Here is a 24,223-nt window from a genome sequence, read left to right on the forward strand (position 1 = left end):
TCAGTCTGCCGGCGACACCTGCAACGCCGGCGAGATCGCCAGTTCAGCAGGCCACGCCGCTTGTGGGTCGAGCTTGAGCCAGGCCACGCCGGGAACGCCTGTCTTGACCTGATCCATATACTTGCGCAACAACTCCGGCGGCAGTTGCGCACGCACCCGGAACATCAGTTTTTGCCGCTCGCTGGTGGTTTCCACCGTTTTCGGCGTGAACTGCGCCTGGCTGGCAACAAACGACACCCGCGCCGGCATGACCGCGCCAGCGGCGGCATCAACCACGATCCGCGCCTCGCTGCCCAGCGCAATGCGCCCCGCCACCACCTCGGGCACAAAAAACGTCATGTACACATCCGACAGATCGAGCAGGTTGAGCACCCGTCCGCCGGCACCGATCACTTCCCCCGGCTGCGCCACCCGCACCTGAACCCGGCCATCGCGCGGGGCCTTGAGTTCGCTGTCGGCAATGTCGACCTCGATCCGCTCGATGCTTGCCTGCACCGCACCGACCCGCGCTTCCGCACCGGTCTGCTGGGCCCGTGCCGATTCGACCGCCGCCTGCGCCGCCACCACCTGCGCCCGGGTTGCGGCCAGGGCGGCTTCAGCGCTGCGTACCTTGGCCCGGTCATCATCAAGTTCCTGCTGCGAAGCCGCCCCCTCCCGGCTCAGGGTTTCCGAACGCGCCAGCCGCCGCCGCGCTGCGTCCAGCTCGGCCTCGCGCTGGGCAACCAGCGCCTGCACGGCAACCACATCGCTCTGACGCAGGCTGATCTGGGCCTTGGCCGCCGCCACCGCATGCAGCGCTTCCTGATAACCGGCGCGCGCCTCTTCCCGTTGTGCCACCAGCGTGTCGATCTGCATCCGGGCCACCACCTGCCCTGCCGTGACGAAATCCCCCTCGCGCACCATGATCTCGCTCACTCGGCCGGCGTATTTGCTGGCCACATCGATCTCGGTCGCTTCGATCCGCCCGTTGCCACTGACGAAACCCTCGCCTGGCCCACGCTGCGCATAACGTTCCCAGCCATACCAGAGCAGGGCTGCCGCAGCGACCAGCAGAATAAGGAGACGGACATTTTTCTTTGACAGGAATGGCCATGCCACAGCGATTACCTCAAGGCGAAGAAGGAGCAGCGCGCAACTCGGCGCTACTGCCATCGGATTGTTCGGAGCCTCCACCCAGCACGGTGTACAGGTCGACCTGGCTGGCCAGCAGCCGGCGCCGCACTTGCAACGACTGCTGCTGCGCCTCCAGCAGATCGCGCTGCGCATCGAGCACGTCGAGATAAGACGTCGCCCCGTTGTCGTAGCGCAACTGCGCCAGACGCGCCCGCTGTTGCTGTGTTGCCAGCGATTGCTGCTGGATGGCGAGCTGCTGCGTCAGCCACTGGCGCGCAGAAAGCGCATCGGCCACCTCACGAAAAGCCTGCTGCACGGTGCGTTCGTAATTGGCCACCGCGATGTGGCTGCGTGCAGCCGCCAGATCGAGACCCGCCTGACGCAGGCCCCCATCAAAAATGGGCAGGGAAATGCTCGGCACGAAAGTCCAGGCCCGGCTGCCGGAAGCAAACAAGCCATCGAGCTGGGCGCTGGCCGTCCCCAGGCTGCCGGTCAATGCGATGCGCGGGAAAAACGCAGCGCGCGCGGCCTGCACATTGGCCTGCGCGGCTGCCAGACGTTTTTCCGCTGCCCGGATGTCCGGCCGCGCCGTCAGCAGTTCGGCCGGCAGACCCACCCGCAGGGGGGCGAACACCGCCCCATCAGGCCAGTGCTCAGCGGCCAGCGGCGCCACCACCTGCGGCACGCCAAGCAACTGCGTCAGGGCATGCGCCTGTAACGCTCGCGCCTGTTGCAGCTGTGCCAGCAAGGCATGGGCGGTGTTGAGCAAGGTTTCCACCTGCGTCAGTTCCAGGGTCGAGACCGCACCGACTTCGTTACGCCGGCGAAAGATCCGGTAGCTTTCTTCCCGTGACGCCACCGTCTGCCCGGCCAGGGCAATGCGCGCATCAAGCTCCCACAGACCGAGATAAGCCTGGGCCACGGCGGCAATCAGGGTGATGCGTGCGGCCCGCTGCGCCTCTTCCGTCGCCAGATATTCCTGCAGCGCCGCCTCCTTGAGACTGCGTACCCGCCCCCACAAATCCAGTTCCCAGCTGCTCACGCCGGCATAGGCCTGATATTCGCTGGCAACCACGGAACGACCGCTGGCGTTGAGATCGCCCGGCACCCGGCTACGCGCGCCCTGCGCAGCAACAGCCAGGGACGGAAACTGCGCCGCACGCTGGATGCCATAGACCGCCCGGGCCTCTTCCACCCGCAGCAGCGCCAGGCGCAGATCACGATTGTTCTGCAGCGCCGTATCGACCAACGCCACCAATTCGGGCGCCACAAAATAATCGCGCCAGTGCAGGGCGGTGGCTGGCTGGCCACCCGCAGGCCGCCCCCGATCCCACGTCGTTTCCGGCCAGTAGTTGGCCACCTGCGGATCGGGCTGTACGCCGCGCGGCGCCAGAAAATCACAGGCACTCAACGCTAGTACCACGACCAGGGCGCACACAGCACGCCGCGTGAAGCACGATAACAGGGAGAAAATCATGGGCAGCAGGCCTGGCAGGGGCTATCAGCGAATCACGGCCCAATGATACACCGTCAGGCGCGTTTCTGCTTATGGCCCGGCATCTCCGCCCTACATCACCCCGATCAATTTCACTTCGAAACGGATCGCCTTGCCGGCCAGCGGGTGATTGAAATCGAACAGTGCGCTGGTGTCGTTCAATTCGCGCAGAAAGCCGGAAAAAGCAGCGCCGGTGGGGGCGGTGAATTCGACGATGGAATTTTCCTTGAGCTCCATCCCCGCCGGCAGGGCATTGCGGGCAATGCGCTCGACCAGGCGCGGGTTGGGCTGACCAAAGGCCTGCTCCGGCTCCAGCTCGAAGACATAGTGACCGCCCTGCTCCAGGCCCAGCAGCACCTCCTCCAGCGATTCCGCCAGCTGGCCGCTGCCCATCTGCAGGGTCGCCGGGCTCATGTCGAAGGTGGACAGAAACTCCTCGCCGGCCAGGGTGGAAATGCGGTAATGCAGGGTGAGGAAGCTGTCGGCTTGCACGCTGGCCGTCATGGGGAATCCTTCTTGTGAGTGAATGAGGCAAAAATGAGCAGGGCCGCGCCGAGGCAGATGGCCGAATCGGCGACATTGAACGCCGGCCAGTAGTAGCCGGCAGCATGCCACTGGACGAAATCGACCACGGCACCGAAGCGCACGCGATCAATGACATTGCCGAGGGCACCGCCCATGACCAGGGTCAGCGCCAGGGACAGCAGTTTCTGCTCAGGGTGTTTACGCAATTCCAGCGCAATCCAGGCCGCTACGGCCAACGCCAGAAGCGTGAAGAACCAGCGCTGCCAGCCCGGCTGATCAGCCAGCAGGCTGAATGCCGCCCCCGGATTGAAGGTCAGCACCCAGTTCCAGAAGGGCGCGAAATAGATCACCTCGCCCGGCATGATGCTCGCCAGCGCCAGCCACTTGCTCAATTGATCGAGCACGATCACCAGCGCTGCAAGCGCGTACCAGTGGCCGGGTTTAGGCATGCTGGCGCGCCTCGCCGGCACCATGGAGATTGCTCACACAGCGCCCGCACAGATCGGGGTGGGCGGCGTCGCTACCGACATCGGCACGCACGTGCCAGCAACGCTCGCACTTGGCGTGGCCCAGCGGCGTGGCGGTGACGGCTTCAGCGGCATCTTCGCGCAAAGTGGTGGCCGAGCAGATGAAGATGAATTTCAGGTCGTCCCCGAGCGAGGCCAGGGCGGCGTATTTTTCCCCGCTGCAGCGGATTTCCACCGTCGCCTGCAGGGCGGCGCCGATTTCACCCGCTTCGCGCCGGGCTTCGAGCGCCTTGGTGACATCCATGCGTACGTCGCGAATCAGACCCCACTTGGCCAGTAGAGCGGCCTCGCCATCCTGCGCCGGCAGTTCGTGCCAGGTGTGCAGAAGCACCGAATCATCGGCGTTACCGGTGAGGATGCCCCACACCTCTTCCGCCGTAAACGCGGTAATCGGTGCCAGCAGACGGGTAAACGCATGCACGATGTGCCACAGGGACGATTGCGCCGAGCGGCGGGCGCGCGATTTTTCGCCGGTGGTGTACAAGCGATCCTTCAGGATATCGAGATAGAAGCCGCCGAGATCTTCAGAGCAGAAGGTTTGCAACGCCTGCACCACGTGGTGGAACTCGAATTTGTCGTAATCGGCGGTACAGGTTTGCTGCAACTGGCGAGTCAGCGCCAGTGCGTAGCGGTCGATTTCCAGCCATTCGCCGACCGGCAGCATGTCGCTCGCCGGGTCGAAATCGGACACGTTGGCCAGCAGGAAGCGCAAGGTGTTGCGGATGCGGCGGTAGGCTTCGACGACGCGTTTCAGTATCTCGTCGGAAATATTGAGCTCGCCGGAGTAGTCGGTCGCCGCCACCCACAGACGCAGGATGTCGGCGCCCATTTTGTCGGACACCTGCTGCGGCGCGATGACGTTGCCCTTGGACTTCGACATCTTGTGACCCTTGCCATCGACGACGAAACCGTGCGTCAGCAGCGCCTTGTACGGGGCGCGGCCGTCGATCGCCGCACCGGTCAGCAGCGAGGAATGGAACCAGCCGCGGTGCTGGTCGGAGCCTTCCAGGTAAAGGTCGGCCGGCCAGGTCAGCTGGTCGCCGTGCGAGCCGCGCATGACGCTCATGTGCGTCGTGCCGGAATCAAACCAGACGTCGAGGATGTCGGTGGTCTTGACGTAGTCGGCGGCGTCCGCGCCGAGCAGTTCGGCAGCATCCAGTTGCGTCCACGCCTCGATACCCCCCTGCTCGACGCGCTTCGCCACGGCTTCCATCAGCTCCAGCGTGTTCGGATGCAGTTCGCCAGTCGCCTTGTGCGTGAAGAAAGGCAGCGGCACGCCCCAGTTGCGTTGGCGCGAGATGCACCAGTCCGGGCGGTTGGCGATCATCGCGTGCAGGCGGTTCTTGCCCCAGGCGGGATAGAAGGCGGTGTCCTCGACGCCCTGCAGCGCGGCTTCGCGCAGCGTGTGGCCGGCCGGCTCGGTGGCGGCGACGCCCTGGCTGTCGACGTCCGGCGCGTCCATGCGCACGAACCACTGGCTGGTGGCGCGGTAGATCAGCGGCGTCTTGTGGCGCCAGCAGTGCATGTAGCTGTGTTCGATGGTGGCGTGCTTCAACAGCGCGCCAACTTCTGCCAGCTTGTCGACGATGACCGGGTTGGCCTTCCACACATTCATGCCGCCGAAGAACGGCAGGTCGGCAGCAAAGCTGCCATCGCCCTGCACCGGCGTCAGGATGTCCTCGTTGTGCATGCCGTACTGCTTGCAGGTGTGGAAGTCGTCCAGACCATAGGCAGGCGCGGAGTGCACGATGCCGGTACCGGCATCGAGACTGACATAATCGGCAACGAAAACCGGCGACAGACGGTCGTACAACGGATGGCGGAAAGCAATGCGCTCCAGCGCCGCGCCCGGACAGCTGGCAACGGTGCTGCCGCCGAGGCCGTAGCGCGCGAGACAGGCTTCCTGCAAGTCGGCGGCAAGCACCAGACACCCCTGCTCCGTCTGCACCAGGTTATAGGTAAGTTCCGGGTGCACGTTGAGCGCCTGGTTGCCGGGAATAGTCCATGGCGTGGTGGTCCAGATGACGGCCCGGGCCTCGCCCGCCGGCAGTTCGGTCAGCCCGAAGGCAGCCGCCAGCTTGTCGCGTTCGACCACCGGAAAAGCCACATCGATGGCGGGTGATTTCTTGTCCTGGTATTCCACTTCGGCTTCGGCCAGGGCGGAGCCACAATCGAAGCACCAGTTCACCGGCTTCAGCCCGCGATAAACGAAGCCGCGCTGCATCATCGCCGCCAGGGCTCGAATCTCGGCGGCCTCGGTCTTGAAATTCATGGTCAGGTAGGGGTTATCCCACTCGCCCAGCACCCCGAGACGGATGAAGTCCTTCTTCTGCCGCTCGATCTGCTCACCGGCGTAGGCACGCGCCAGTTTCTGCACCTGTTCGCGCGGAATGTTTTTGCCGTGCGTTTTTTCGATCTGGATTTCGATCGGCATGCCATGGCAGTCCCAGCCGGGAACATAGGGCACATCGAAGCCAGCCAGCGTCTTCGAACGGATGATGATGTCCTTGAGAATCTTGTTCACCGCATGCCCGATGTGGATGTCGCCGTTGGCATACGGTGGGCCGTCGTGCAGGATGAACTTGGGCCGACCGGCACAGAGGGCGCGGATCTGCTGGTAGAGCTTTTTTTCCTGCCAGGCGGCGACCCATTGCGGCTCCCGCTTGGGCAGATCACCCCGCATCGGGAAGGGGGTGTCGGGAAGATTCAAAGTGTGTTTGTAGTCAGCCATGGTCAGAAAAATCAATAAGTTGTCAGGAATCCACGTCGGCAGTGGCGAAGAAATCGCGCGCAGCCGCCGCATCGAGGGCAATTTGCGCCTTCAGGGCAGAAAAATCGGCAAAACGTTGCTCGTCGCGCAGCTTTTTCAGGAAGCGTACCGCAATATGCGCGCCGTAAATATCCTTTGAAAAATCAAACAGGTGCACTTCCAGCAGGGGGCGCGTGCCGCCCACCGTCGGACGCAGGCCGAGATTGGCCACCCCGGGTAGTGGCGCCCCGCCCAGACCTGTCACCTCGACGGCAAACACGCCGCACAACGGCAGGGGATTGTGCTTGATGCGCAAGTTGGCGGTGGCAAATCCGATCTGCCGCCCCAATTGCTGCCCACGTACCACCTGCCCGTCCATACTGTACGGGCGCCCCAGCAAGGCAGCGGCCAGGCTCAGATCACCGGCAGACAATGCCGCACGCACGGCCGAACTGGACACCCGCACCCCGGAGCGCAGCACACTGCCCATGGCCGCCACTTCAAAACCAGCCGCCGCACCCATTTTCTGCAGCAGCGCAAAATCTCCATCGCGGCCACGGCCGAAACGGAAATCATCGCCAATCACCACATAACGGGCACGCAAGGCATCACGCAGCACAACGCTCACGAAATCTTCCGCGCCCAGCGCGGCAAAACGGTGATTGAACGGGCACACCATGGTCTGCGCCACACCTTGCTCAGCCAGCAATTCAAGCTTCTCGCGCAGGGTGCTGAGGCGAGCAGGCGCCGTCGTCGGGCTGAAAAACTCGCGCGGATGGGGCTCGAAGGTCAGCACCGTCGGCGTCAGGCCACGCACGGCTGCTGTCGTCACCAACTGCCGCAGCAAAGCGGCATGCCCCAGGTGCACCCCGTCGAAATTGCCGATCGCCACTGCCGTGGGAGTCGGTACAGCGTGTAAATGACCGCGAAAAACGCGCATGCCGGAACCGGAGAAAAGGGCCGATTATACCCCGCCCCACGCCACAATCCCGGCGCCGGCGAGGTGGTGACATCAGCCCAGCTGTGCCAGCCGGGCCTTGGGGCCGGGCGGATGTTTGAGGAAGAACTGACGGATGCCCCGCAGCAGGGCCTCCGCCATTTGCGCCTGGTAGGCATCATCCTTCAAGCGCAGTTCTTCTTCCGGATTGGAAATAAAGGCGGTTTCGATCAGGGCAGAAGGAATGTCCGGTGCTTTCAGCACGGCAAAGCCGGCCTGCTCGACGCTGGTCTTGTGCAGATGGTTGATCGAACCGATTTCACCAAGCAGATATTTACCCAGTTTCAGGCTGTCGTTGATGGTGGCGGTCTGCGACAGATCGATCAGGGTGCGCGCCAGGAAGACATCCTTGGTCTTGGCGAGATTGACCCCCCCGATCAGATCCGCATTGTTTTCCTTTTGCGCTAGCAGGCGCGCCTGGGTACTGGATGCCCCTTTTTCCGACAACACGAACACGGAAGAACCACGCGCATCCGGTTTGATCCAGGCATCCGCGTGGATGGAAAGGAACAGATCGGCCTGGATGCGACGCGCCTTCTGCACCCGCACATGCAAGGGCACAAAGAAATCGCCATCGCGGGTCAGTACCGCACGCATGTTGGGTTCGGCATCGATGCGCGCTTTCAGGCGCCGCGCGATCGCCAGCGTGACGTTCTTTTCATAGGTCCCGCGCTTGCCGACAGCTCCGGGGTCTTCGCCGCCATGTCCGGGGTCGAGCATGATGGTGAGCATGCGATCCACTGTCGGCTTGCCGGGGCGCGGCGCCTCAACCGGCTTCGCCGGGGCCTTGTCCGCCAGTTCCGGATCGATCTTGAGCGGCTCAACCACCTCCTGCCGCCCTTCCAGCAGAGCCATCAGGGGATCGGCCGGCGTTTCCGGATAGACATCGAGCACCAAACGGTGACCATACTCACCCACCGGCGCCAGAGAAAACACCTGTGGCGCCACCCGTGTCTTCAATTCCATCACCAGGCGCACCACCCCCGGCTTGAAACGTCCTGCGCGCAACAGCTTGATATGCGGGTCGTTTTCGGCAATCTTGCCGGCAATACTTTCCAGCACGCTGTTGAACTCGACCCCTTCGATATCGACCACCAGCCGATCCGGATTTTCGACCGTGAAATGGTTGAATTTCAGTGGCGCATCATGCTCCAGGGTGACGCGGGTGTAATCCGCGGACGGCCAGATGCGCACGGCGACAATGGCCGGCCGGTTGGCGGCATGGCCGGCCAGTGGCGTTACCGAAACAATCAGTGCGGCGCCGGCGCGGCGCAGGAACTGGCGCCGGGAATGTTCAGTTGTCTTACGCATGATGCCCCCCTTTCGGAACAGGCCACAAACTCGATGCGTCGACCTTCTCCAGCATGTTGCAGCGAGATGCGCAGATCGGGCGACGGGACACAGCCAGCCGCCTTGTCGGGCCATTCGACCAGACAAACGGACGCTGCGTTGAAATATTCGTCAAAACCCGCATCGAGGAATTCCTCTGCTGACTCGAAGCGATAAAAATCAAAGTGATACAAGTATAAACTCGAAATTACGTAAAGTTCAACCAAAGCGTAGGTTGGACTCTTCACCGGCCCGCCATAGCCAAGCGCCCGAATCAGGGCACGCGCCAACGTCGTTTTACCCGCCCCCAGGTCGCCTTCGAGAAAAATCACCAGTCCCGGCTGCACGGTCTGCGCCAGCGCCGCCCCCAGTCGTTGGGTCGCCGCCTCGTCTGGCAGATCGATGAGCAGCCGGGCGGAAGCAACGGCAGAAGCGGCAGCAAAATCAGCGGTAAGATGCGGCGCATGCATGATCAGAACTCCTTGCTTGATGGCGCTGCGCTCAAGTTGCGCATACGTGAACTGGGGAAAACCCTGGGTTTTGCCGAAGTGGGCGTCAGCCGCGCCGAACCCGGCCCCGCCATCGCCCACCTGCAGGCCTGGCTGGCGGCCGGCATGCACGGGGAGATGGATTATATGGCGCGCCATGCCCAGCTGCGCGCCCAGCCGCAGGAACTGCACCCCGGCACGGTCACCGTGATCTGTGCCGCCATCGACTATCTGCCACACCGAAAACATGTCACCGACCCGGCGCAAGCCGCCATTTCACGTTATGCACAAGGCCGCGACTATCACAAGGTGGTACGCAGCCGCCTGCAGAAACTCGCCGACGCCATCGGCGAACTGGCCGGCCCGTTTGGCTACCGGGTGTTTTCCGATTCGGCTCCAGTCATGGAAGTCGAATTCGCCACCCAGGCCGGACTGGGCTGGCGCGGCAAGCACAGCCTGCTCCTGTCACAACGTGGTTCCTGGCGCTTTCTCGGCACCATTTACTGCGATTTACCCCTGCCGCCCGACTCTCCCATGTCCGACCACTGCGGCAGTTGCACCCGTTGCATCAGCGCCTGCCCGACGGCAGCCATTGTCCGGCCGTACGTAGTGGATGCCCGCCGCTGCATTTCCTACCTCACCATCGAACTGGCGGGCGCCATCCCGGAGGAATTCCGCCCGCTGATCGGCAACCGCATCTACGGTTGCGACGACTGCCAGCTATGCTGCCCATGGAACCGCTTTGCCCACCTTGGCGACAGCGCCTTCGCCCCGCGCCACGGCCTTGATACAGGCAGTCTCACTACCTTGTTGGGGTGGACGGAAGCACAATTCAACGAACGCCTGGCAGGCAATCCAATCCGCCGCATCGGCTTTGAGCGCTGGCTGCGCAACATCGCCGTCGCCCTCGGCAACGGCCCCGCCAGCGCAGAAACCCACGCTGCCCTGAGCGCACGCGCCGACCATCCCTCGGCCCTGGTCCGCGAGCATGTCGGCTGGGCACGGCAGCGCCTGCATTCACGCGCAGCACCGGAAGACGCAGCGCGCCCCGCGTGAGATAGCCAGAAGTTATCGCCTCAATCCACAAATCCAATGTCCACCTACCGCGGCGCCATGAAACAATCAGCGCCCTAGCTACAGCACTGGATTTCTCATGCAGACCCCATCCACCATGACCATCGGCAAGCGTCTCGCCTTCGGTTTCGGCCTCGTCCTGGCACTGATGATTGCCCTCACCGGTTTTGGCATCCAGAAGGTGGATTTCATTGAGCGCACCCTGACAGAAATCACCGATGTCAATGCCGTCAAACAACGTTATGCGATCAACTTCCGGGGCAGCGTGCACGACCGGGCGATCAGCCTGCGCGATGTGACGCTGCTCGAATCGCCGGCCGACCTCACTGCCACTCTTGCCGAAATCGACCGACTGGCGGCTTTCTACAGCGAGGCCGCGCAAGCCCTCGACAGTATTTTTGCTGCCGACAACACCATCCCCGATGAGGAAAAAGCGCTGCTGGCCGCCATCAAATCGATTGAACAGCGCACCCTGCCGCTGGCCAGCCAGATCATCGCCGCTCGCCAGGCAGGCGATATCGACAGCGCCCGGCGCATCCTGCTCACCCAGGCACGGCCGGCGCTGAGCGACTGGCTGGCCAGCATCAACCGCTTCATCGACTATCAGGAAGAAAAAAACCGTGTCGCCACGGCGCACGCCCGCACGATTGCCGGGCAATTCGCCCTGCTCATGATCAGCTTGTGCAGCCTGGCCATCCTGATTGGCAGCGCAATTGCGTGGCGCATCACCCGCCGCCTCAAGCTGGCGCTTGGCGGCGAACCCGAGGTAGCGGCCCGCATCGTCAGCAAGATTGCCGCCGGCGATCTGACCACCCCGATCAGTGCCAGCCACCCTGAGAGCATGCTTGCTGCCGTCGCCGCCATGCAGGAACAGTTGCGCCAGCTATTCACCGACATCGGCAGCGCCACCGGTACCTTGTCCGACAAGGCGACCCAGGTCGGCGCTGCATCACGTGCTGCCAGCAGCACTGCCGAACAGCAAGCCGGCGCCTCGTCGGCATCCGCTTCCGGCATCGAACAGATGAACCACAGTATTGGCGAAGTGTCGCAAATTGCCCGTCACACTGAGGAAAACTCCGGCCGCACGGCCGAGCTTTCGGAACAGGGCAGCCGTCTGGTCAGCGATGCAGCCAGCGAAATGGCACGCATCGCCCAGACCGTGGCGGCGTCGTCGGAGCAGATCCGCAGCCTGCAGCAACGCTCGGAAGAAATCGGCGGCATTGCCAGCGTGATCAAGGAAATCGCCGAGCAGACCAACCTCCTTGCCCTCAACGCCGCCATCGAGGCAGCGCGCGCCGGTGAGGCCGGGCGCGGCTTCGCCGTGGTGGCCGATGAAGTTCGCAAACTGGCCGAACGCACCAGTAATGCCACCGCCGAAATTGCCCGCATGATCCAGGTCATCCAGAGCGAGACCCAGGACTCCGTCAGCGCCATGGACGCCGCCACGCCGCAGGTGGAAAAGGGGCTGAAACTGACGACCGAGGCCACCCGCATGCTCAGCGAAATTCACCAGCAGGCGCAGAGCTCGCTGCACAATGTGCATGAAGTTGCCCGCGCCACCGCACAGCAAGCCGAAGGTGCCGCCGACATTGCCCAGCGAGTGGAAGAGATCGCCCGTATGTCGACCGAAACCAGCACAGCGATGCAGGCCAACACCCTGGCCGTGGCCGATCTGGAACAAATCTCGCACACCCTGAAAGCGCAGATTCGCCGCTTCAAGCTGCGCTGACCCGGACCACTACGACGCCATGCCCGATACCGCCCGCCTCCACATCGACCTCAGCGACCGCCAGCGTCTCTTCGACATCTTTGGCGAAGATGCCGCCGGCCAGGCGCTGCGCGATTTCAACGCCGCCTGCAGCACGCTGGTGGACCGCCTGCTGGCACGGCACATCATCCTTGAGCGGCAGTGCGACGAGCACAACTGCTCTTGGAGCGTCCGTTTCCGTCTTGCAGAGCCCCCCGCTGACCGTGGCGAAATCCTGTCCAGCCTGGGCCAGGTCGGGCAGACCCTGCTCCGCGAGGCGCTCAACGGCATCTTCGGTAACGCCTCCGGCATGCGCATTCCGGCGCGCCTGCACATCCTGCCCGGCAATATCGCCTCTGTGCCCGAAGCTGAGCCACTGAGCAGCGCCGACGCGGACGAGGTTGAACGCATTCTCGCGGATGAAAATCTGCGCACCGTCCTGCAGCCCATCGTCCGCCTGCAGGATCGTCAGCTTCTCGGTTTCGAGGCGTTATCGCGGGGACCGCTGGGCTCGACGCTGGAACGACCCGACCGCCTCTTCGCCGCGGCCGGCGCCGCCGGTCTCAGTGTCAGCGCCGAACTGATCTGCGCCAGACTGGCCCTGGAACGCACCCGGGGCCGCCTGAACCATGGCCAGTTTCTGACCATCAATCTCGGCCCGGCAGCACTGCTCCGGGCTGCCGACGTCCTCCCCCTGGCCGGACGCACCGATGTCGTCTTCGAACTGACCGAACACCTGCCCCTCGATGCTGCCGCAGAGTTACGCAGCGCCATCGACCGCCTGCATCAACTCCAGCTGCATACCGCGCTCGATGACACCGGCTGTGGTTTTGCCGATTTGCGTACCGCCGAAATCCTGCGCCCGGGAATCGTCAAACTGTGCATCACGGTGATCCGCAACGCCGACCGCGGCGACCCATTCATCCACGCGATCAAACAAACGACGCAGCAGCTGCAGGCGCTGGGCTGCCGAGTCCTGGCCGAAGGTGTCGAGACGGAAAGCCAGCACGCCGCACTTGTCGCGTGCGGCATCGAACTCGGCCAAGGCTGGCTGTACGGCCGCCCACTCGATCTCGAGCGCGCCCTCAACGGCAATTAGCCGCCGCCAGGAGCGGCGCCAACTTGGCGCCCGCTTACGCCGGCCTGTCCAGCCACTCGCTGGCCGCTGCAGCAGTATCGAAAACTTCGACGTCCGCTTCAACAAATGTCTGGGACAGCCAAGCACTCCAGGTCACCCACTGGCTGTCGGTCACGACCGCGACCCGGCGGAAATCGTTGGCATGCTGGCGCGAGAACTTGATCTCCTCCCACATCACATCGAGCGTCAGGCCGGCCATCTGACTCAGATCGAAAAGCAGGTCGACCGGCCCTTCAAAGCGGATTTTGTAGTTAACGACTTCCTCGAATTCCCGGTAATCGGCCAGCGTGAATTCGCCAAACACAGTGACGTTGACGCGTTCTTTCTGGTGGTCGATGACGATCATGGTGTGCTCCTGCAGTTGTCCTGCGCCCAGTTTAACCTTTCGCCCGGGAAAAGTGCGTTGCCCCCACACCGGACAGGATGATCAGGACAATGCCCGCCCAGGCGGACGACGGCAGGGTTTCGCCCCAGAAGAGCAGGCCGGCCAGACTGGAAAAAATGACTGTGCTGTAAGCCAGGGCAGCAGACACCAGTGTTTTGCCGCGCACGTAGGCTCGCGTCATCGCCAGCTGTGCCAACGCCGCAAACACACCGACCCCAAGCAAAAGCAAACCGCTGCGCAAATCGGGCAAATGCATGTCAGAAAACAACAGCCAAAGCAGGGAACACAGCGTCGCCACCAGGGAAAAATAAAACACCGTGCGCACTTCCGACTCCCCCCGCCGACCCAGTTCGCGCACGCTGAAGTAAGCCATCGCTGCCACCGCCCCGGACGCCAGGCCGATCACCCCACCCCATAGTTGCTCGGGGTGCAGGCTGGGACGCAGCAGCAGGGCAACCCCCAAAAGCCCCAGCGCCAGTGCCAGCAGCATGCCAGGCCGCAGACGCAGGCCGGTGAGCGCCAGATAGAGGGCAAGAAAAATGGCCGAGGTGTAGTTGAGCGTTACGGCCGTCGCCAGTGGCAGCAAGGCAATCGCGTAAAAATAGCCAAACAGCGCCGTATAACCGACCACACCCCGCGTGAGGTGCCAGCGCCAGTGCGGCGTGGCAAGCGTCACTCCACGCACGCGCACCAGCACGAAAAGGAGCAGCAGGGCGACGAAGCTGCGCCAGAACGTGATCTCGGCCACCGAGTGCGTCGCTGCCGCCAGCTTGACGCACACTCCCATGCAGGCAAAGAGAAAACTGGCAACGATCATCCACAATGACTGCATGGGTCATGGCTGCGACTTACAGCGCCGCAATCGCCCCCTGCATGATGCGCCGGTAGAACTCGTGGAAGTGCTGCATGCCGTCCTCCATCGGGCTCTGATACGGCCCGACTTCGTTCCGCCCTGCCGCCAGCAGGGCCTTGCGGCCTCGATCCATGCGCTCGCCGATATCGTCATCCTCAATCGCGGTTTCCATGTAGGCAGCGCGCTCGGCCTCGATGAATTCGCGTTCGAAATCGACGATTTCCTCAGGATAGTAGAACTCGACGACGTTCATGGTCTTGTCCGGGCCTTGCGGCAACACGGTCGACACCACCAGCACGTGTGGATACCACTCGACCATCACATTGGGGTAATAAGTCAGCCACACCGCCCCTTGCGGCGGCGTTTCGCCACGGCCACCGTAGTACTCGCGGACGACCTTCTGCCAACGTTCATAGACGGGGGAACCAGCCTTCATCAACGAGGTGATGCCGACCTTCTGTACCGAATACCATTCACCGAACTGCCAGGTCAGATCGTCGCAGGTTACGAAATTACCCAAGCCCGGGTGATAGGGCACGACGTGGTAATCCTCCAGATACACCTCGATGAAGGTCTTCCAGTTGTAGTTGCAGGCGTGCATCTCGACATGATCGAGCTTGTAGCCGGAGAAATCGAAATTGGGCGCGCTCAGCATGCCCGCCAGATCGGCGCCCGGCGACCGCGGCCCCTTGAAGAGCAAGCCGTTCCATTCCGTCAGGCGGACCTTGTCCAGATTGAGGCAGGGATTCTGCGGAAAATGCGGCGCGCCAATGAGGCTACCCCCTTGATCGTAGGTCCACCGGTGTATCGGGCACACCACAGGACCATCGAGACGACCGCTGCCCTGCAGCATGATCGCCTGGCGATGGCGGCAGACATTCGACATGCGCCAAAGTCCGGCATGTTCCCCCTGCGCGCCGCCATTGAGCAGGATTTGCCCATGATCGGCCCATTCCAGGCTGCGGTAATCACCGCTTTGCGGAACCATCAGACGGTGGCCGACATAGCCCGGACCGGCATCGAAGATGAGCTGCTTCTCCAAGGCGTGAATCCGTTCGTCAAAGTACCAGTTCACGGGCAACTGCGATGTTGCCGGTGCCAACCGGGACGAAGTAGCCATGTCTGACATGCCAAGCCTCCAGCGGGTTTGATAAACGGTGGATTTTACCCGAATTTGACCACCCCACCCGGAATGGAGTATTTTCGTGCGTTTCCCCGAAACCTTGCGTCATGGAACCGACCCCGATTGCCGGAATGAAATTCGAGGCCGCCCTGGCCGAGCTGGAGGCAACCATTGCCGCGATGGAAAATGGGCAACTCTCCTTGGAAGACTCTCTGGCCGCTCACCGGCACGGCGTCGCGCTGATCCGGCATTGCCAGGCCCAGCTGGACAGCGCCGAAGGGCAGGTGCGCATCATTGAAGACGGCCAGGCCCGCGAAGTCGACCGCAATCTCCTGGAGCGCGCATGAATTCAAGCTTCACCGACTGGATGGCCACTACGCAAGGACGTACCGAGGCCGCACTCAGCCGCCTGTTGCCCGCCCGCGACAGTATTCCGCAGCGCCTGCACGACGCCATGCGCTACGCCACCCTGGGCGGCGGCAAACGGGTACGCCCGCTACTGGTCTTCGCCGCTGGCGAATTGAGCAACGCACCACCAGAACGACTCGCTATCGCCGCCTGCGCGGTCGAATTGATCCACGTTTATTCTCTCGTGCACGACGACCTACCCTGCATGGACAACGATGTCCTGCGCCGGGGCCGTCCGACCTGCCATATCGAATTCGACGAAGCGACGGCACTGCTGGTAGGTGACAGCCTGCAGACGCTCGCCTTCGAACTGCTCGCCAGCCATCCGCTGGGCCAGCATCAGCTCGAGATGATTACCCTCCTGGCTCAGGCCAGCGGCTCCTGCGGCATGGCCGGCGGCCAGGCAATCGACCTGGCTGCGGTCGGCAAACCGCTGGAACAGGCCGAGCTGGAGCTGATGCACGCACTCAAGACCGGCGCGCTGATCCGTGCCGCCGTCCTCCTCGGCGCCCTGGCCGGCACCCCGTTGAGCCCCGAGGAACGTCAGCAACTGGACCGTTTCGCCAAACGCGCCGGCCTGCTCTTTCAGGTGGTGGACGACATTCTCGACTGCACTGCCAATACCGCCACCCTCGGCAAAACTGCCGGCAAGGATGCGGCCGCCGACAAACCGACCTATGTCACCCTGCTTGGCCTTGACGCTGCCCGCGAATACGCCCAGGACCTGCGCCACGAAGCGCTTGCCGCGCTGAGCGGCTTTGGCGCACGCGCCCGACGACTGACCGAACTGGCCGATTTCATCTGCCATCGGCAATTCTGAATTTCCGCACACCATGGCATATCCCCTGCTCGACAGCATCGACACCCCCGCCGCACTGCGCCGCCTGGAGCGGCGACAGCTGGTCGAATTGGCCGGCGAATTGCGTCAGTTCCTGGTCTCCTCGGTATCGCAAACCGGCGGCCACCTGTCGTCCAACCTAGGCACGGTCGAATTGACCATTGCCCTGCACGCTGTCTACGACACCCCGCATGACCGCCTGGTGTGGGACGTCGGGCATCAGTGCTATCCGCACAAAATCCTGACCGGCAGGCGCTCCGGCATGGACAAGCTGCGCATGCGGCATGGCATTGCCGGTTTCCCCAAACGCTGCGAAAGCGAGTACGACACGTTCGGCGTCGGCCACTCCTCGACTTCCATCTCCGCTGCCCTCGGCATGGCGCTGGCCGCCAAGCACAAGGGCGAGGAGCGCCAGGTGGTGGCCATCATCGGTGACGGCGCAATGTCCGCCGGCATGGTATTCGAAGCCATGAACAACGCTGGCGTGGCGGACGCCGACATGCTGGTGATCCTCAACGATAACGAGATGTCGATCTCACCGCCGGTCGGTGCCCTCAACAACATCCTCACCCGCCTGACCTCCAGCAAGACCTTCAACGTCGCCCGTGAAGCGGGGCGACACATGCTGGGCTTCGCCCCACCCCTGCTGGAATTGGCGCGCCGTGCCGAGGAACACGTCAAAGGCATGATTGCCCCCGGCACGCTGTTCGAAGAATTCGGCTTCCATTACTACGGTCCGATTGACGGGCACGACCTCGATGCCCTGATTCCCACCCTGGAAAATCTGAAGAAGCTCAAAGGGCCAAAATTCCTGCACGTCATTACCAAAAAGGGGCACGGCTACAAGCTGGCGGAAAGCGACCCGACGCTCTACCACGGTGTTGGCAAATTTGCGGCCGACCAGGGCATCGCCCAGGGGGGCAGCAACAAGCTCACTTACACCCAGGTCTTCGGTGACTGGCTATGCGACATGGCACGTGCCGATCAGCGACTGATCGGCATCACCCCGGCAATGCGCGAAGGCTCCGGCATGGTGCGCTTCGCCCAGGAATTCTCCGACCGTTACTACGATGTCGGGATTGCCGAGCAACACGCCGTCACCTTCGCCGCCGGTCTGGCCTGCGAAGGACTGAAACCGGTCGTCGCCATCTATTCGACGTTCCTGCAACGCGCTTACGACCAGCTCATTCACGACGTGGCGCTGCAGAATCTCCCCGTCATGTTTGCCGTTGATCGCGGCGGTCTGGTCGGTGCTGACGGCCCGACCCATCACGGCAGTTTCGACCTGTCTTTTGCCACCTGCATTCCCAATCTGCTGATCATGGCGCCAGCCGACGAAGCCGAATGCCGGCGCATGCTGTCGACCGCGTACGCCTATCCTGGCCCCAGCCTGGTGCGTTACCCGCGCGGCGGCGGTAGCGGCAAGGCGCCCGCCGCCGACCTCGACACCCTGCCCATTGGCCAGGCCGAAATTCTGCGCCAGGGCCGGAGCATCGCCCTGCTCGCCTTTGGCAGCCTGGTCCCGGCCGCCCTGGCCGCCGGCGAGATTCTCGATGCCACCGTCGTCAACATGCGCTTCATCAAACCACTGGACCGCAAGCTGCTACAGGAAATTTCCGGGAACCATTCACTGCTGGTGAGCATCGAAGAGAACGCCATCATCGGCGGCGCCGGAGCGGAAATCGCACGCGCCCTGAGCGAAGCCGGCAATGATTCCCGCCTATTGCGCCTGGGTCTGCCCGACACCTTCATCGAGCACGGCGAACAAGGTCAGCTCCTTGCCGAACTCGGCCTCGACACCGACGGCATCGTGCGCCAGATTCGCGCCGCAACGACCTCTTAACCCATTCCTGCAGCCATAACAACACATGACCACTACCAGCATCCCCGACGTACAGAGCTCAGCCGACACCCGCCAGATCGCCATCAACAAGGTCGGCATCAAGTCGATCCGTCACCCCATCAAGGTGCGCGACAAATCGGAAGGCACCCAGCACACCATTGCCACCTTCAACATGTACGTGGGCCTGCCGCACAACTTCAAGGGCACGCACATGTCGCGCTTCGTGGAAATCCTGAACAGCCACGAACGGGCCATTTCAGTGGAAAACTTCCCGGCCATGCTGCAGGACATGCTGGTCCGCCTGGAGGCCGAGAGCGGCCACATCGAGATGAATTTTCCTTATTTCATCAACAAGACCGCCCCGGTTTCCGGCGTGCAGAGCCTGCTCGATTACGACGTCACCTTCATTGGTGACATCATCAACGGCAAAATTCAGGTGGCCACCAAGGTCGTGGTCCCGGTCACCAGTCTGTGTCCTTGCTCGAAAAAAATCTCCGACCGTGGCGCCCACAACCAGCGCTCACACGTAACCGTCACCGCACGCACCAACGAGTTCATGTGGATCGAGGAGATCGTCCAGCTGGTTGAAGCCGAGGCCTCCTGCGAGCTGTTCGGCCTGCTCAAGCGTCCGGATGAAAAATTCGTCACTGAACGCGCTTACGACAACCCAAAATTCGTCGAAGACATGGTCCGCGATGTCGCAGCCCGCCTCAATGCCGAGCCACGCGTTGTCGCTTATGTCGTCGAATCGGAAAATTTCGAATCCATCCACAACCACTCGGCTTACGCACTGATCGAACGCGACAAGCTTGCGGGGTAAATCCCCCGCAGACGACAACAAAAAAGGCGCCGTAGCGCCTTTTTTGTTGCTCTGCTGTCGAATCAGGCGGAAACCTTCTTCGCCGGCAGCTTTTCCTTGATCCGTGCCGACTTGCCGGAACGCTCGCGCAGGTAGTACAGCTTGGCGCGGCGCACATCACCGCGGCGCTTCACATCGATGCTGGCAACCAGCGGCGAATAGGTCTGGAAAGTCCGCTCGACGCCTTCGCCGGAAGAAATTTTGCGCACGATGAAAGAGGAATTCAGGCCGCGATTGCGCTTGGCAATCACCACACCTTCATACGCCTGCAGACGCTCGCGGGCACCTTCCTTGACCTTGACCTGAACGACGACGGTGTCGCCGGGGCCAAATTCGGGAATGGTCTTGCCCAGGCGGGCAATTTCTTCTTGCTCAAGTTGTTGAATCAGGTTCATGTGAGATCCTTGTTGTTGAAAATTACTCACCGCATTGCTCCGCTCCGGAAAGTTCCGTGAGGAGTTGCGTCTCTTCTGCAGTCAGACTGCGTTGCGCCAGCCATTTGGCCAACAGCTCCGGGCGGCGCTCCCGGGTCCGAGCCAGCGATTGCTGCAACCGCCAGCGCCGAATTCTTTCGTGGTTACCGGACAGCAACACCTCCGGCACCGCTTGTCCCGCATAAGTTTCCGGTCGAGTATAGTGCGGACAATCGAGCAGGCCACTGACAAAAGAGTCCTCCACTGCCGACGTCGCATCACCAAGCACCCCGGGCAACTGACGAACGATGGCATCAATCAGCACCATCGCCGGCAACTCGCCACCGGACAACACAAAATCTCCGATCGAAATTTCTTCATCGACGCAGCGCTCGATCACACGCTCATCGACTCCTTCATATCGCCCGCACAGCAGTACCAGGCCCGTAGCTGCCTGTGCTTGCGCTGCCAGAGTCATCACCCGTTCATGCCGCAGGGGCTGCCCCTGGGGCGACAGATAAATCACCCGGCTGCTAGCGAGACCCGCTTCCTGCTGCGCGGCTTTAGCTGCCGCAATGGCCTTCTCCAGCGGCCCGGGCTGCATCAGCATGCCTGGACCACCGCCAAACGGACGATCATCGATCCGCCGCCAGGCATTTTCGGCAAAATCACGTGGGTTCCACGCCTGCCAAGCCCAACGATGCTCTTCCAGAGCGCGCCGGGTAATGCCACTTGCCGTCACTGCCGCGAACATCTCGGGGAAGAGTGTCACGCAGTCAAAACGGATCACCAGTCGCGCTCCCAATCGACGTGAATCACGCCAGCAGCCACATCCACCTTGCCAACCACTGCCGCCACAAATGGCAGCAAGCGTTCGACAGATTCTGCAGCATCGGTATCGACCACACGCAAGACATCGTTGGCACCAGTCTCGATCAACCCGTCCACTCTGCCCAGCGACTCGCCGGCTTGATTGACCACCTTCAGGCCGACCAGATCCGCCCAGTAAAACTCATCTTCGGGCACTGCCGGCAAGGCCGCCCGCGGCGCACCGACCAGCATCCCCTTCATCGCCTCAGCTGCGGTACGATCGGCAACGCCGGCAAAGGCCACGACAAAACCATCACCGTGCGCCTTCAGCCCCTGCAGTTCATAGCCCTGCCAGGACCCGGATTCCTTACCGACCTGCCAGACCGGCAGATTCTTCCAGCTCAGCGGGTCATCACCGTAAATCTGCAGGTGCATCCAGCCGCGCACCCCGTAAGGTTCGACCAGACGACCAAGAACGATGATCTCGCTGACAGGCAAGGAATCTTACGCAGCCGGCTTGGCGTTTTGCTTGACCAGACGAGCGACCGTCGGCGACAGCTGGGCACCGTTGTTGACCCAGTATTCCAGGCGATCGGTGGCGATACGCAGAGTTTCGGCGGCACCGGAAGCCATCGGGTTGTAGAAACCAATGCGCTCAACCGAACGACCATCGCGACGATTGCGCGAATCGGTAACCACCATGTTGTAGAACGGACGCTTCTTGGCGCCACCACGAGCAAGACGAATAACAACCATGGGAATGATTTCCTAAGCTGGGAAAAAAGACGTGGGATTATAGCGGTTAAGCAACAAAAAACAAGCAGCAAACCTGCCATGGACGCAGCCGCGGCGTGCACATTTTTGCCTTTTTTGCTAATCTGCGCCCCACCATGAGCCCCATTTCAAGCGCCCTCACCAGCACCGCCGATGATTCCGGCATTGACGACATCCTGCAGTGGCTGGCTGGCGCGCCAGAAATACTCGACGACGCGCATGTCGACAGCTTGTTTGAACAACTCACCCTGCTGCGCCAGACCCCCTTGCCAACACCGCAGCGGGTTCGGCTGCTCGACCTCATCTTCCCCCGCATCGAATCGCTGATCGAGCACCAACACACCAGCCTGCGCGACCTGCCCCTCCCCATCTCCCGGCGGCTACGGCAACGCATCCGTGCCTTGCTCGATTTGCTGGAAATTTTGGCCCAGGACTATCTCAACACCTTGGCGCTGCTGTTCGACCCGCTCAATCAACCGCCCACGAATATGGCGCAAACCACGCTGCGCCGGGCAATTTTGTTGCTCATCTGGCAGATACAGCTGCACGACCGGATTTCCGCCACCCCCCGCGCCGGCTTGTGGCAGCAATTGCACAGCACCTACCAGTCGGCACGGCGCTTGGCGGTGGAGCGCGCCCCGGGGCCACAGAACGGCCCGTCAATCGAGCGCATCTACCTCAACGCCCTGTTGCTTGCAGCCATTCAGCCATCTTCCTACACCGCCGAGGAGCTCAGCTTCGTCGACCATCTGGTCAGGCGCCTCTCACCGCCGCTACGCCTCGAAGACACGCCATGCACTGATGCTGCGGCATGCTTCTGGATTGACCCCGAGCGCGACACCCCGGCCACGGCCCTGCTGCGTCGTTCTCCGAGCCCGGAAAGCCGCACCTGGTTTTTCAATAGCAGCGAACTTGCCCGCCTGATTAGCGAACTACGCCAATCCCTGCACCAGGGCAACACCCCGGCACAACTCGATTTGCCCGATTTTGCCGCCACCCGCGCCGGACAGGGTGTGCTACGCCGCCTTGAAACCGCCTGGGGCAACCCCGTCAAACGCAAATTCCCCCGCCGCCGGCAAATCTATCGGGTACGCCTCCACGCCGGCCTCAACACCCTGCACCGCCTGCTCCGCAAAGGAGAAACAAAGAGCGGCAGCGAATGGATGGTGACCAATGAAAGCCCGGATGGGTATGCCCTGATGCACGTGTCGGGCAGCACATCGACGCTGCGCGTCGGTGACATCGTATCGATTCGGCCGCAACAGGCAGCGACGCCGGGAGAAAGCAACTGGCATCTCTGCATCGTCCGCTGGGCCTTGTCTGACAATCCCGAACACATCGAGATCGGCCTGCAACTGCTCTCCGCCCGCCCCATGCCCGCTCGCGTCATCCGGGCGCAGGCCAAGGAGGACACACAAACTCCAGCACTGCTCCTGCCAGCCACCCCGGTCCATCCGGAGCAGACCCTGGTGGTTCCCAGCGGCCTGCTGCACGAAGATCTCCGGCATGTGGTGCTGATGATCGAGCAGGGCAACCTGAGTATCCGCGAAATCCGTACCGGCGCCCTGCGCGAGCAAACCGGCGCCGTAGAAATCTTCACCATCTTTCCCGAAACGCCCTGATGCTCACCGCCGACCGCCTGCGCTACCTGACCTGCGCTACGCTGACTGCATTGATTTTCCTCTGCATCTTCTGGGAAGGCTGGCTCGCCCCCTTACGCCCCGGCGGCTCCTGGCTGATCCTCAAGGGAGCCATCCTGCTGGCGCCGCTGTTCGGTCTCCTGCGTGGCAAACGCTACACCTACAAATGGTTGTCCCTGCTGATCCAGTTCTATCTGCTGGAAGGTCTGGTACGCGGCACCAGCGACAGCGGCCTGACCCAAACCCTGGCCATCGCGGAAACCCTGCTGGCTCTCGTCATTTTCATCTGCTGCATCGCCTTTGTCAGGCAGACGCGCCAAACCGCTTAAGCGCTGCTTTTACCCCGGACCAGACCGATTGCCGCCAGTACGTAGCCAGACAGACAATAAACGACAAAGAAAGAAAACAGGGCAATCTCGGGACTGTAGGCCACCAGAGCAAAGCCCAGGGCGATCGCGGCAATCACGAAAAAAGGCACGCTTTTCTTGAGATTCACATCCTTGAAGCTGTAATAGCGGATGTTGGAAATCATGGTCAATCCGGCAAAGATGGTCAGCACACACGCCAGCCAGCGTACGTCATAACCTGAGACATCCGCCAACAGCATCACCCAAACCAGACCGGCAACCAGTGCAGCCGCAGCGGGTGAAGGCAAACCCTGGAAAAACCGTTTGTCGACCACTTCCAGCGTTGTATTGAACCGCGCCAGCCGCAAAGCCGCCCCAGCACAGTAGATGAAGGCGGCAATCCAGCCCAGGCGCCCCAGATCCTTCAGGGCCCATTCATACATCACCAAGGCAGGCGCCACACCAAAGCTGACCATATCGGAAAGGGAGTCATATTCGGCCCCAAACGCCGATTGCGTGTTGGTCAGACGCGCCACCCGACCGTCCAACCCATCCAGAACCATGGCAATGAAAATCGCCATGGCCGCACGCTCGAAATCTCCTTGCATCCCCTGGACGATGGCAAAAAATCCGGCGAACAGGGCCGCCGTCGTAAACAGATTCGGCAGGACATAAATGCCCCGGCGTTTGACTTCAGGATTGAACAAGGATTTGCGAGGTTTGAGTTCTGTCATGCGAGAGGCAACAA

At 62.3% G+C, this 24,223-nt stretch carries 25 protein-coding genes; 9 read left to right on the plus strand and 16 right to left on the minus strand.

What is annotated here, in order from left to right:
• The 8 genes from JYJ39_RS08935 to tsaE form a co-directional block, all read right to left on the minus strand.
• Entirely contained in the window at positions 1-1,098 is a 1,098-nt protein-coding gene (locus JYJ39_RS08935) for an HlyD family secretion protein (RefSeq protein WP_240189604.1), read from the minus strand.
• 10 nt (positions 1,099-1,108) lie between these two features.
• Positions 1,109-2,590, minus strand: coding sequence for an efflux transporter outer membrane subunit (locus tag JYJ39_RS08940; RefSeq protein WP_205203730.1), 1,482 nt, complete (start codon positions 2,588-2,590; stop codon positions 1,109-1,111).
• 90 nt (positions 2,591-2,680) lie between these two features.
• A complete protein-coding gene (locus JYJ39_RS08945) occupies positions 2,681-3,112 on the minus strand; it encodes an FKBP-type peptidyl-prolyl cis-trans isomerase (protein ID WP_205203731.1) in 432 nt (143 codons plus the stop codon).
• Complete coding sequence (gene lspA, locus JYJ39_RS08950) at positions 3,109-3,582, minus strand: signal peptidase II (protein WP_205203732.1); 474 nt, start codon at positions 3,580-3,582, stop codon at positions 3,109-3,111. The genes JYJ39_RS08945 and lspA overlap by 4 nt, the downstream gene beginning before the upstream one ends.
• Entirely contained in the window at positions 3,575-6,391 is a 2,817-nt protein-coding gene (gene ileS, locus JYJ39_RS08955) for an isoleucine--tRNA ligase (protein WP_205203733.1), read from the minus strand. The genes lspA and ileS overlap by 8 nt, the downstream gene beginning before the upstream one ends.
• 22 nt (positions 6,392-6,413) lie before the next feature.
• Positions 6,414-7,349, minus strand: coding sequence for a bifunctional riboflavin kinase/FAD synthetase (locus JYJ39_RS08960; RefSeq protein ID WP_205203734.1), 936 nt, complete (start codon positions 7,347-7,349; stop codon positions 6,414-6,416).
• Between the two features lie 72 nt (positions 7,350-7,421).
• Positions 7,422-8,717: an N-acetylmuramoyl-L-alanine amidase gene (locus JYJ39_RS08965; RefSeq protein WP_205203735.1), complete on the minus strand. Its 1,296-nt coding sequence runs from the start codon at positions 8,715-8,717 to the stop codon at positions 7,422-7,424.
• The gene (tsaE, locus tag JYJ39_RS08970; protein ID WP_205203736.1) at positions 8,657-9,205 is read right to left on the minus strand and encodes a tRNA (adenosine(37)-N6)-threonylcarbamoyltransferase complex ATPase subunit type 1 TsaE; all 549 of its coding nucleotides are present in this window, start codon (positions 9,203-9,205) and stop codon (positions 8,657-8,659) included. The genes JYJ39_RS08965 and tsaE overlap by 61 nt, the downstream gene beginning before the upstream one ends.
• On the opposite strand from tsaE, the gene queG reads away from it, so the two are divergent.
• The 3 genes from queG (at position 9,200) to JYJ39_RS08985 (ending at position 13,143) form a co-directional block, all read left to right on the plus strand.
• Positions 9,200-10,279, plus strand: a complete 1,080-nt coding sequence (gene queG, locus JYJ39_RS08975; RefSeq protein ID WP_205203738.1) for a tRNA epoxyqueuosine(34) reductase QueG — start codon at positions 9,200-9,202, stop codon at positions 10,277-10,279. The genes tsaE and queG overlap by 6 nt on opposite strands.
• A gap of 97 nt (positions 10,280-10,376) precedes the next feature.
• The gene (locus JYJ39_RS08980; RefSeq protein ID WP_205203740.1) at positions 10,377-12,026 is read left to right on the plus strand and encodes a methyl-accepting chemotaxis protein; all 1,650 of its coding nucleotides are present in this window, start codon (positions 10,377-10,379) and stop codon (positions 12,024-12,026) included.
• Positions 12,027-12,045: 19 nt separating this feature from the next.
• Positions 12,046-13,143: an EAL domain-containing protein gene (locus JYJ39_RS08985; protein WP_205203742.1), complete on the plus strand. Its 1,098-nt coding sequence runs from the start codon at positions 12,046-12,048 to the stop codon at positions 13,141-13,143.
• A gap of 34 nt (positions 13,144-13,177) precedes the next feature.
• Here JYJ39_RS08985 and JYJ39_RS08990 read toward each other — a convergent pair whose 3' ends face one another.
• Genes JYJ39_RS08990 through JYJ39_RS09000 form a run of 3 tightly spaced genes read right to left on the minus strand, consistent with a single transcriptional unit; the run spans position 13,178 to position 15,549 of the window.
• Complete coding sequence (locus JYJ39_RS08990) at positions 13,178-13,528, minus strand: STAS/SEC14 domain-containing protein (protein ID WP_205203744.1); 351 nt, start codon at positions 13,526-13,528, stop codon at positions 13,178-13,180.
• Positions 13,529-13,559: 31 nt separating this feature from the next.
• Positions 13,560-14,399 carry a DMT family transporter gene (locus JYJ39_RS08995; RefSeq protein ID WP_205203746.1) on the minus strand — a complete coding sequence of 280 codons (840 nt, stop codon included), beginning with the start codon at positions 14,397-14,399 and terminating at the stop codon, positions 13,560-13,562.
• A gap of 16 nt (positions 14,400-14,415) precedes the next feature.
• Positions 14,416-15,549 (minus strand): aromatic ring-hydroxylating oxygenase subunit alpha, encoded by a 1,134-nt coding sequence (locus tag JYJ39_RS09000; RefSeq protein ID WP_205203749.1) that lies wholly within the window; start codon positions 15,547-15,549, stop codon positions 14,416-14,418.
• Positions 15,550-15,650: 101 nt separating this feature from the next.
• Here JYJ39_RS09000 and xseB point away from each other — a divergent pair, with 101 nt between their 5' ends.
• Genes xseB through folE2 form a run of 4 tightly spaced genes read left to right on the plus strand, consistent with a single transcriptional unit; the run spans position 15,651 to position 19,452 of the window.
• On the plus strand, positions 15,651-15,890 hold the full coding sequence (gene xseB, locus JYJ39_RS09005; RefSeq protein WP_205203751.1) for an exodeoxyribonuclease VII small subunit: 240 nt from the start codon (positions 15,651-15,653) through the stop codon (positions 15,888-15,890).
• Positions 15,887-16,771 (plus strand): polyprenyl synthetase family protein, encoded by an 885-nt coding sequence (locus tag JYJ39_RS09010; protein ID WP_205203753.1) that lies wholly within the window; start codon positions 15,887-15,889, stop codon positions 16,769-16,771. Before xseB ends, JYJ39_RS09010 begins: the two co-directional genes overlap by 4 nt.
• Before the next feature lie 13 nt (positions 16,772-16,784).
• Positions 16,785-18,632, plus strand: a complete 1,848-nt coding sequence (gene dxs, locus JYJ39_RS09015; protein WP_205203755.1) for a 1-deoxy-D-xylulose-5-phosphate synthase — start codon at positions 16,785-16,787, stop codon at positions 18,630-18,632.
• 25 nt (positions 18,633-18,657) lie between these two features.
• Positions 18,658-19,452, plus strand: coding sequence for a GTP cyclohydrolase FolE2 (gene folE2, locus JYJ39_RS09020; protein WP_205203757.1), 795 nt, complete (start codon positions 18,658-18,660; stop codon positions 19,450-19,452).
• 62 nt (positions 19,453-19,514) lie between these two features.
• Here folE2 and rplS read toward each other — a convergent pair whose 3' ends face one another.
• The 4 genes from rplS to rpsP are packed head-to-tail and all read right to left on the minus strand — an operon-like array spanning position 19,515 to position 21,470.
• Entirely contained in the window at positions 19,515-19,886 is a 372-nt protein-coding gene (gene rplS, locus JYJ39_RS09025) for a 50S ribosomal protein L19 (RefSeq protein WP_205203759.1), read from the minus strand.
• A 22-nt stretch (positions 19,887-19,908) separates the two neighbouring features.
• Complete coding sequence (gene trmD / locus JYJ39_RS09030; RefSeq protein WP_205203761.1) at positions 19,909-20,694, minus strand: tRNA (guanosine(37)-N1)-methyltransferase TrmD; 786 nt, start codon at positions 20,692-20,694, stop codon at positions 19,909-19,911.
• Positions 20,691-21,197 carry a ribosome maturation factor RimM gene (gene rimM, locus JYJ39_RS09035; RefSeq protein ID WP_205203814.1) on the minus strand — a complete coding sequence of 169 codons (507 nt, stop codon included), beginning with the start codon at positions 21,195-21,197 and terminating at the stop codon, positions 20,691-20,693. The genes trmD and rimM overlap by 4 nt, the downstream gene beginning before the upstream one ends.
• Before the next feature lie 21 nt (positions 21,198-21,218).
• Positions 21,219-21,470, minus strand: coding sequence for a 30S ribosomal protein S16 (gene rpsP / locus JYJ39_RS09040; protein WP_205203764.1), 252 nt, complete (start codon positions 21,468-21,470; stop codon positions 21,219-21,221).
• A gap of 134 nt (positions 21,471-21,604) precedes the next feature.
• Here rpsP and JYJ39_RS09045 point away from each other — a divergent pair, with 134 nt between their 5' ends.
• On the plus strand, positions 21,605-23,110 hold the full coding sequence (locus JYJ39_RS09045) for a hypothetical protein (protein ID WP_205203766.1): 1,506 nt from the start codon (positions 21,605-21,607) through the stop codon (positions 23,108-23,110).
• On the plus strand, positions 23,110-23,457 hold the full coding sequence (locus tag JYJ39_RS09050) for a DUF2069 domain-containing protein (protein ID WP_205203768.1): 348 nt from the start codon (positions 23,110-23,112) through the stop codon (positions 23,455-23,457). The genes JYJ39_RS09045 and JYJ39_RS09050 overlap by 1 nt, the downstream gene beginning before the upstream one ends.
• On the opposite strand, the gene pssA is transcribed toward JYJ39_RS09050, so the two are convergent.
• The gene (gene pssA, locus JYJ39_RS09055) at positions 23,454-24,209 is read right to left on the minus strand and encodes a CDP-diacylglycerol--serine O-phosphatidyltransferase (protein WP_205203770.1); all 756 of its coding nucleotides are present in this window, start codon (positions 24,207-24,209) and stop codon (positions 23,454-23,456) included. The genes JYJ39_RS09050 and pssA overlap by 4 nt on opposite strands.
• Positions 24,210-24,223 lie beyond the last annotated feature (14 nt).

This window comes from Azonexus hydrophilus (assembly GCF_905120355.1).
Taxonomy (GTDB): domain Bacteria; phylum Pseudomonadota; class Gammaproteobacteria; order Burkholderiales; family Rhodocyclaceae; genus Azonexus.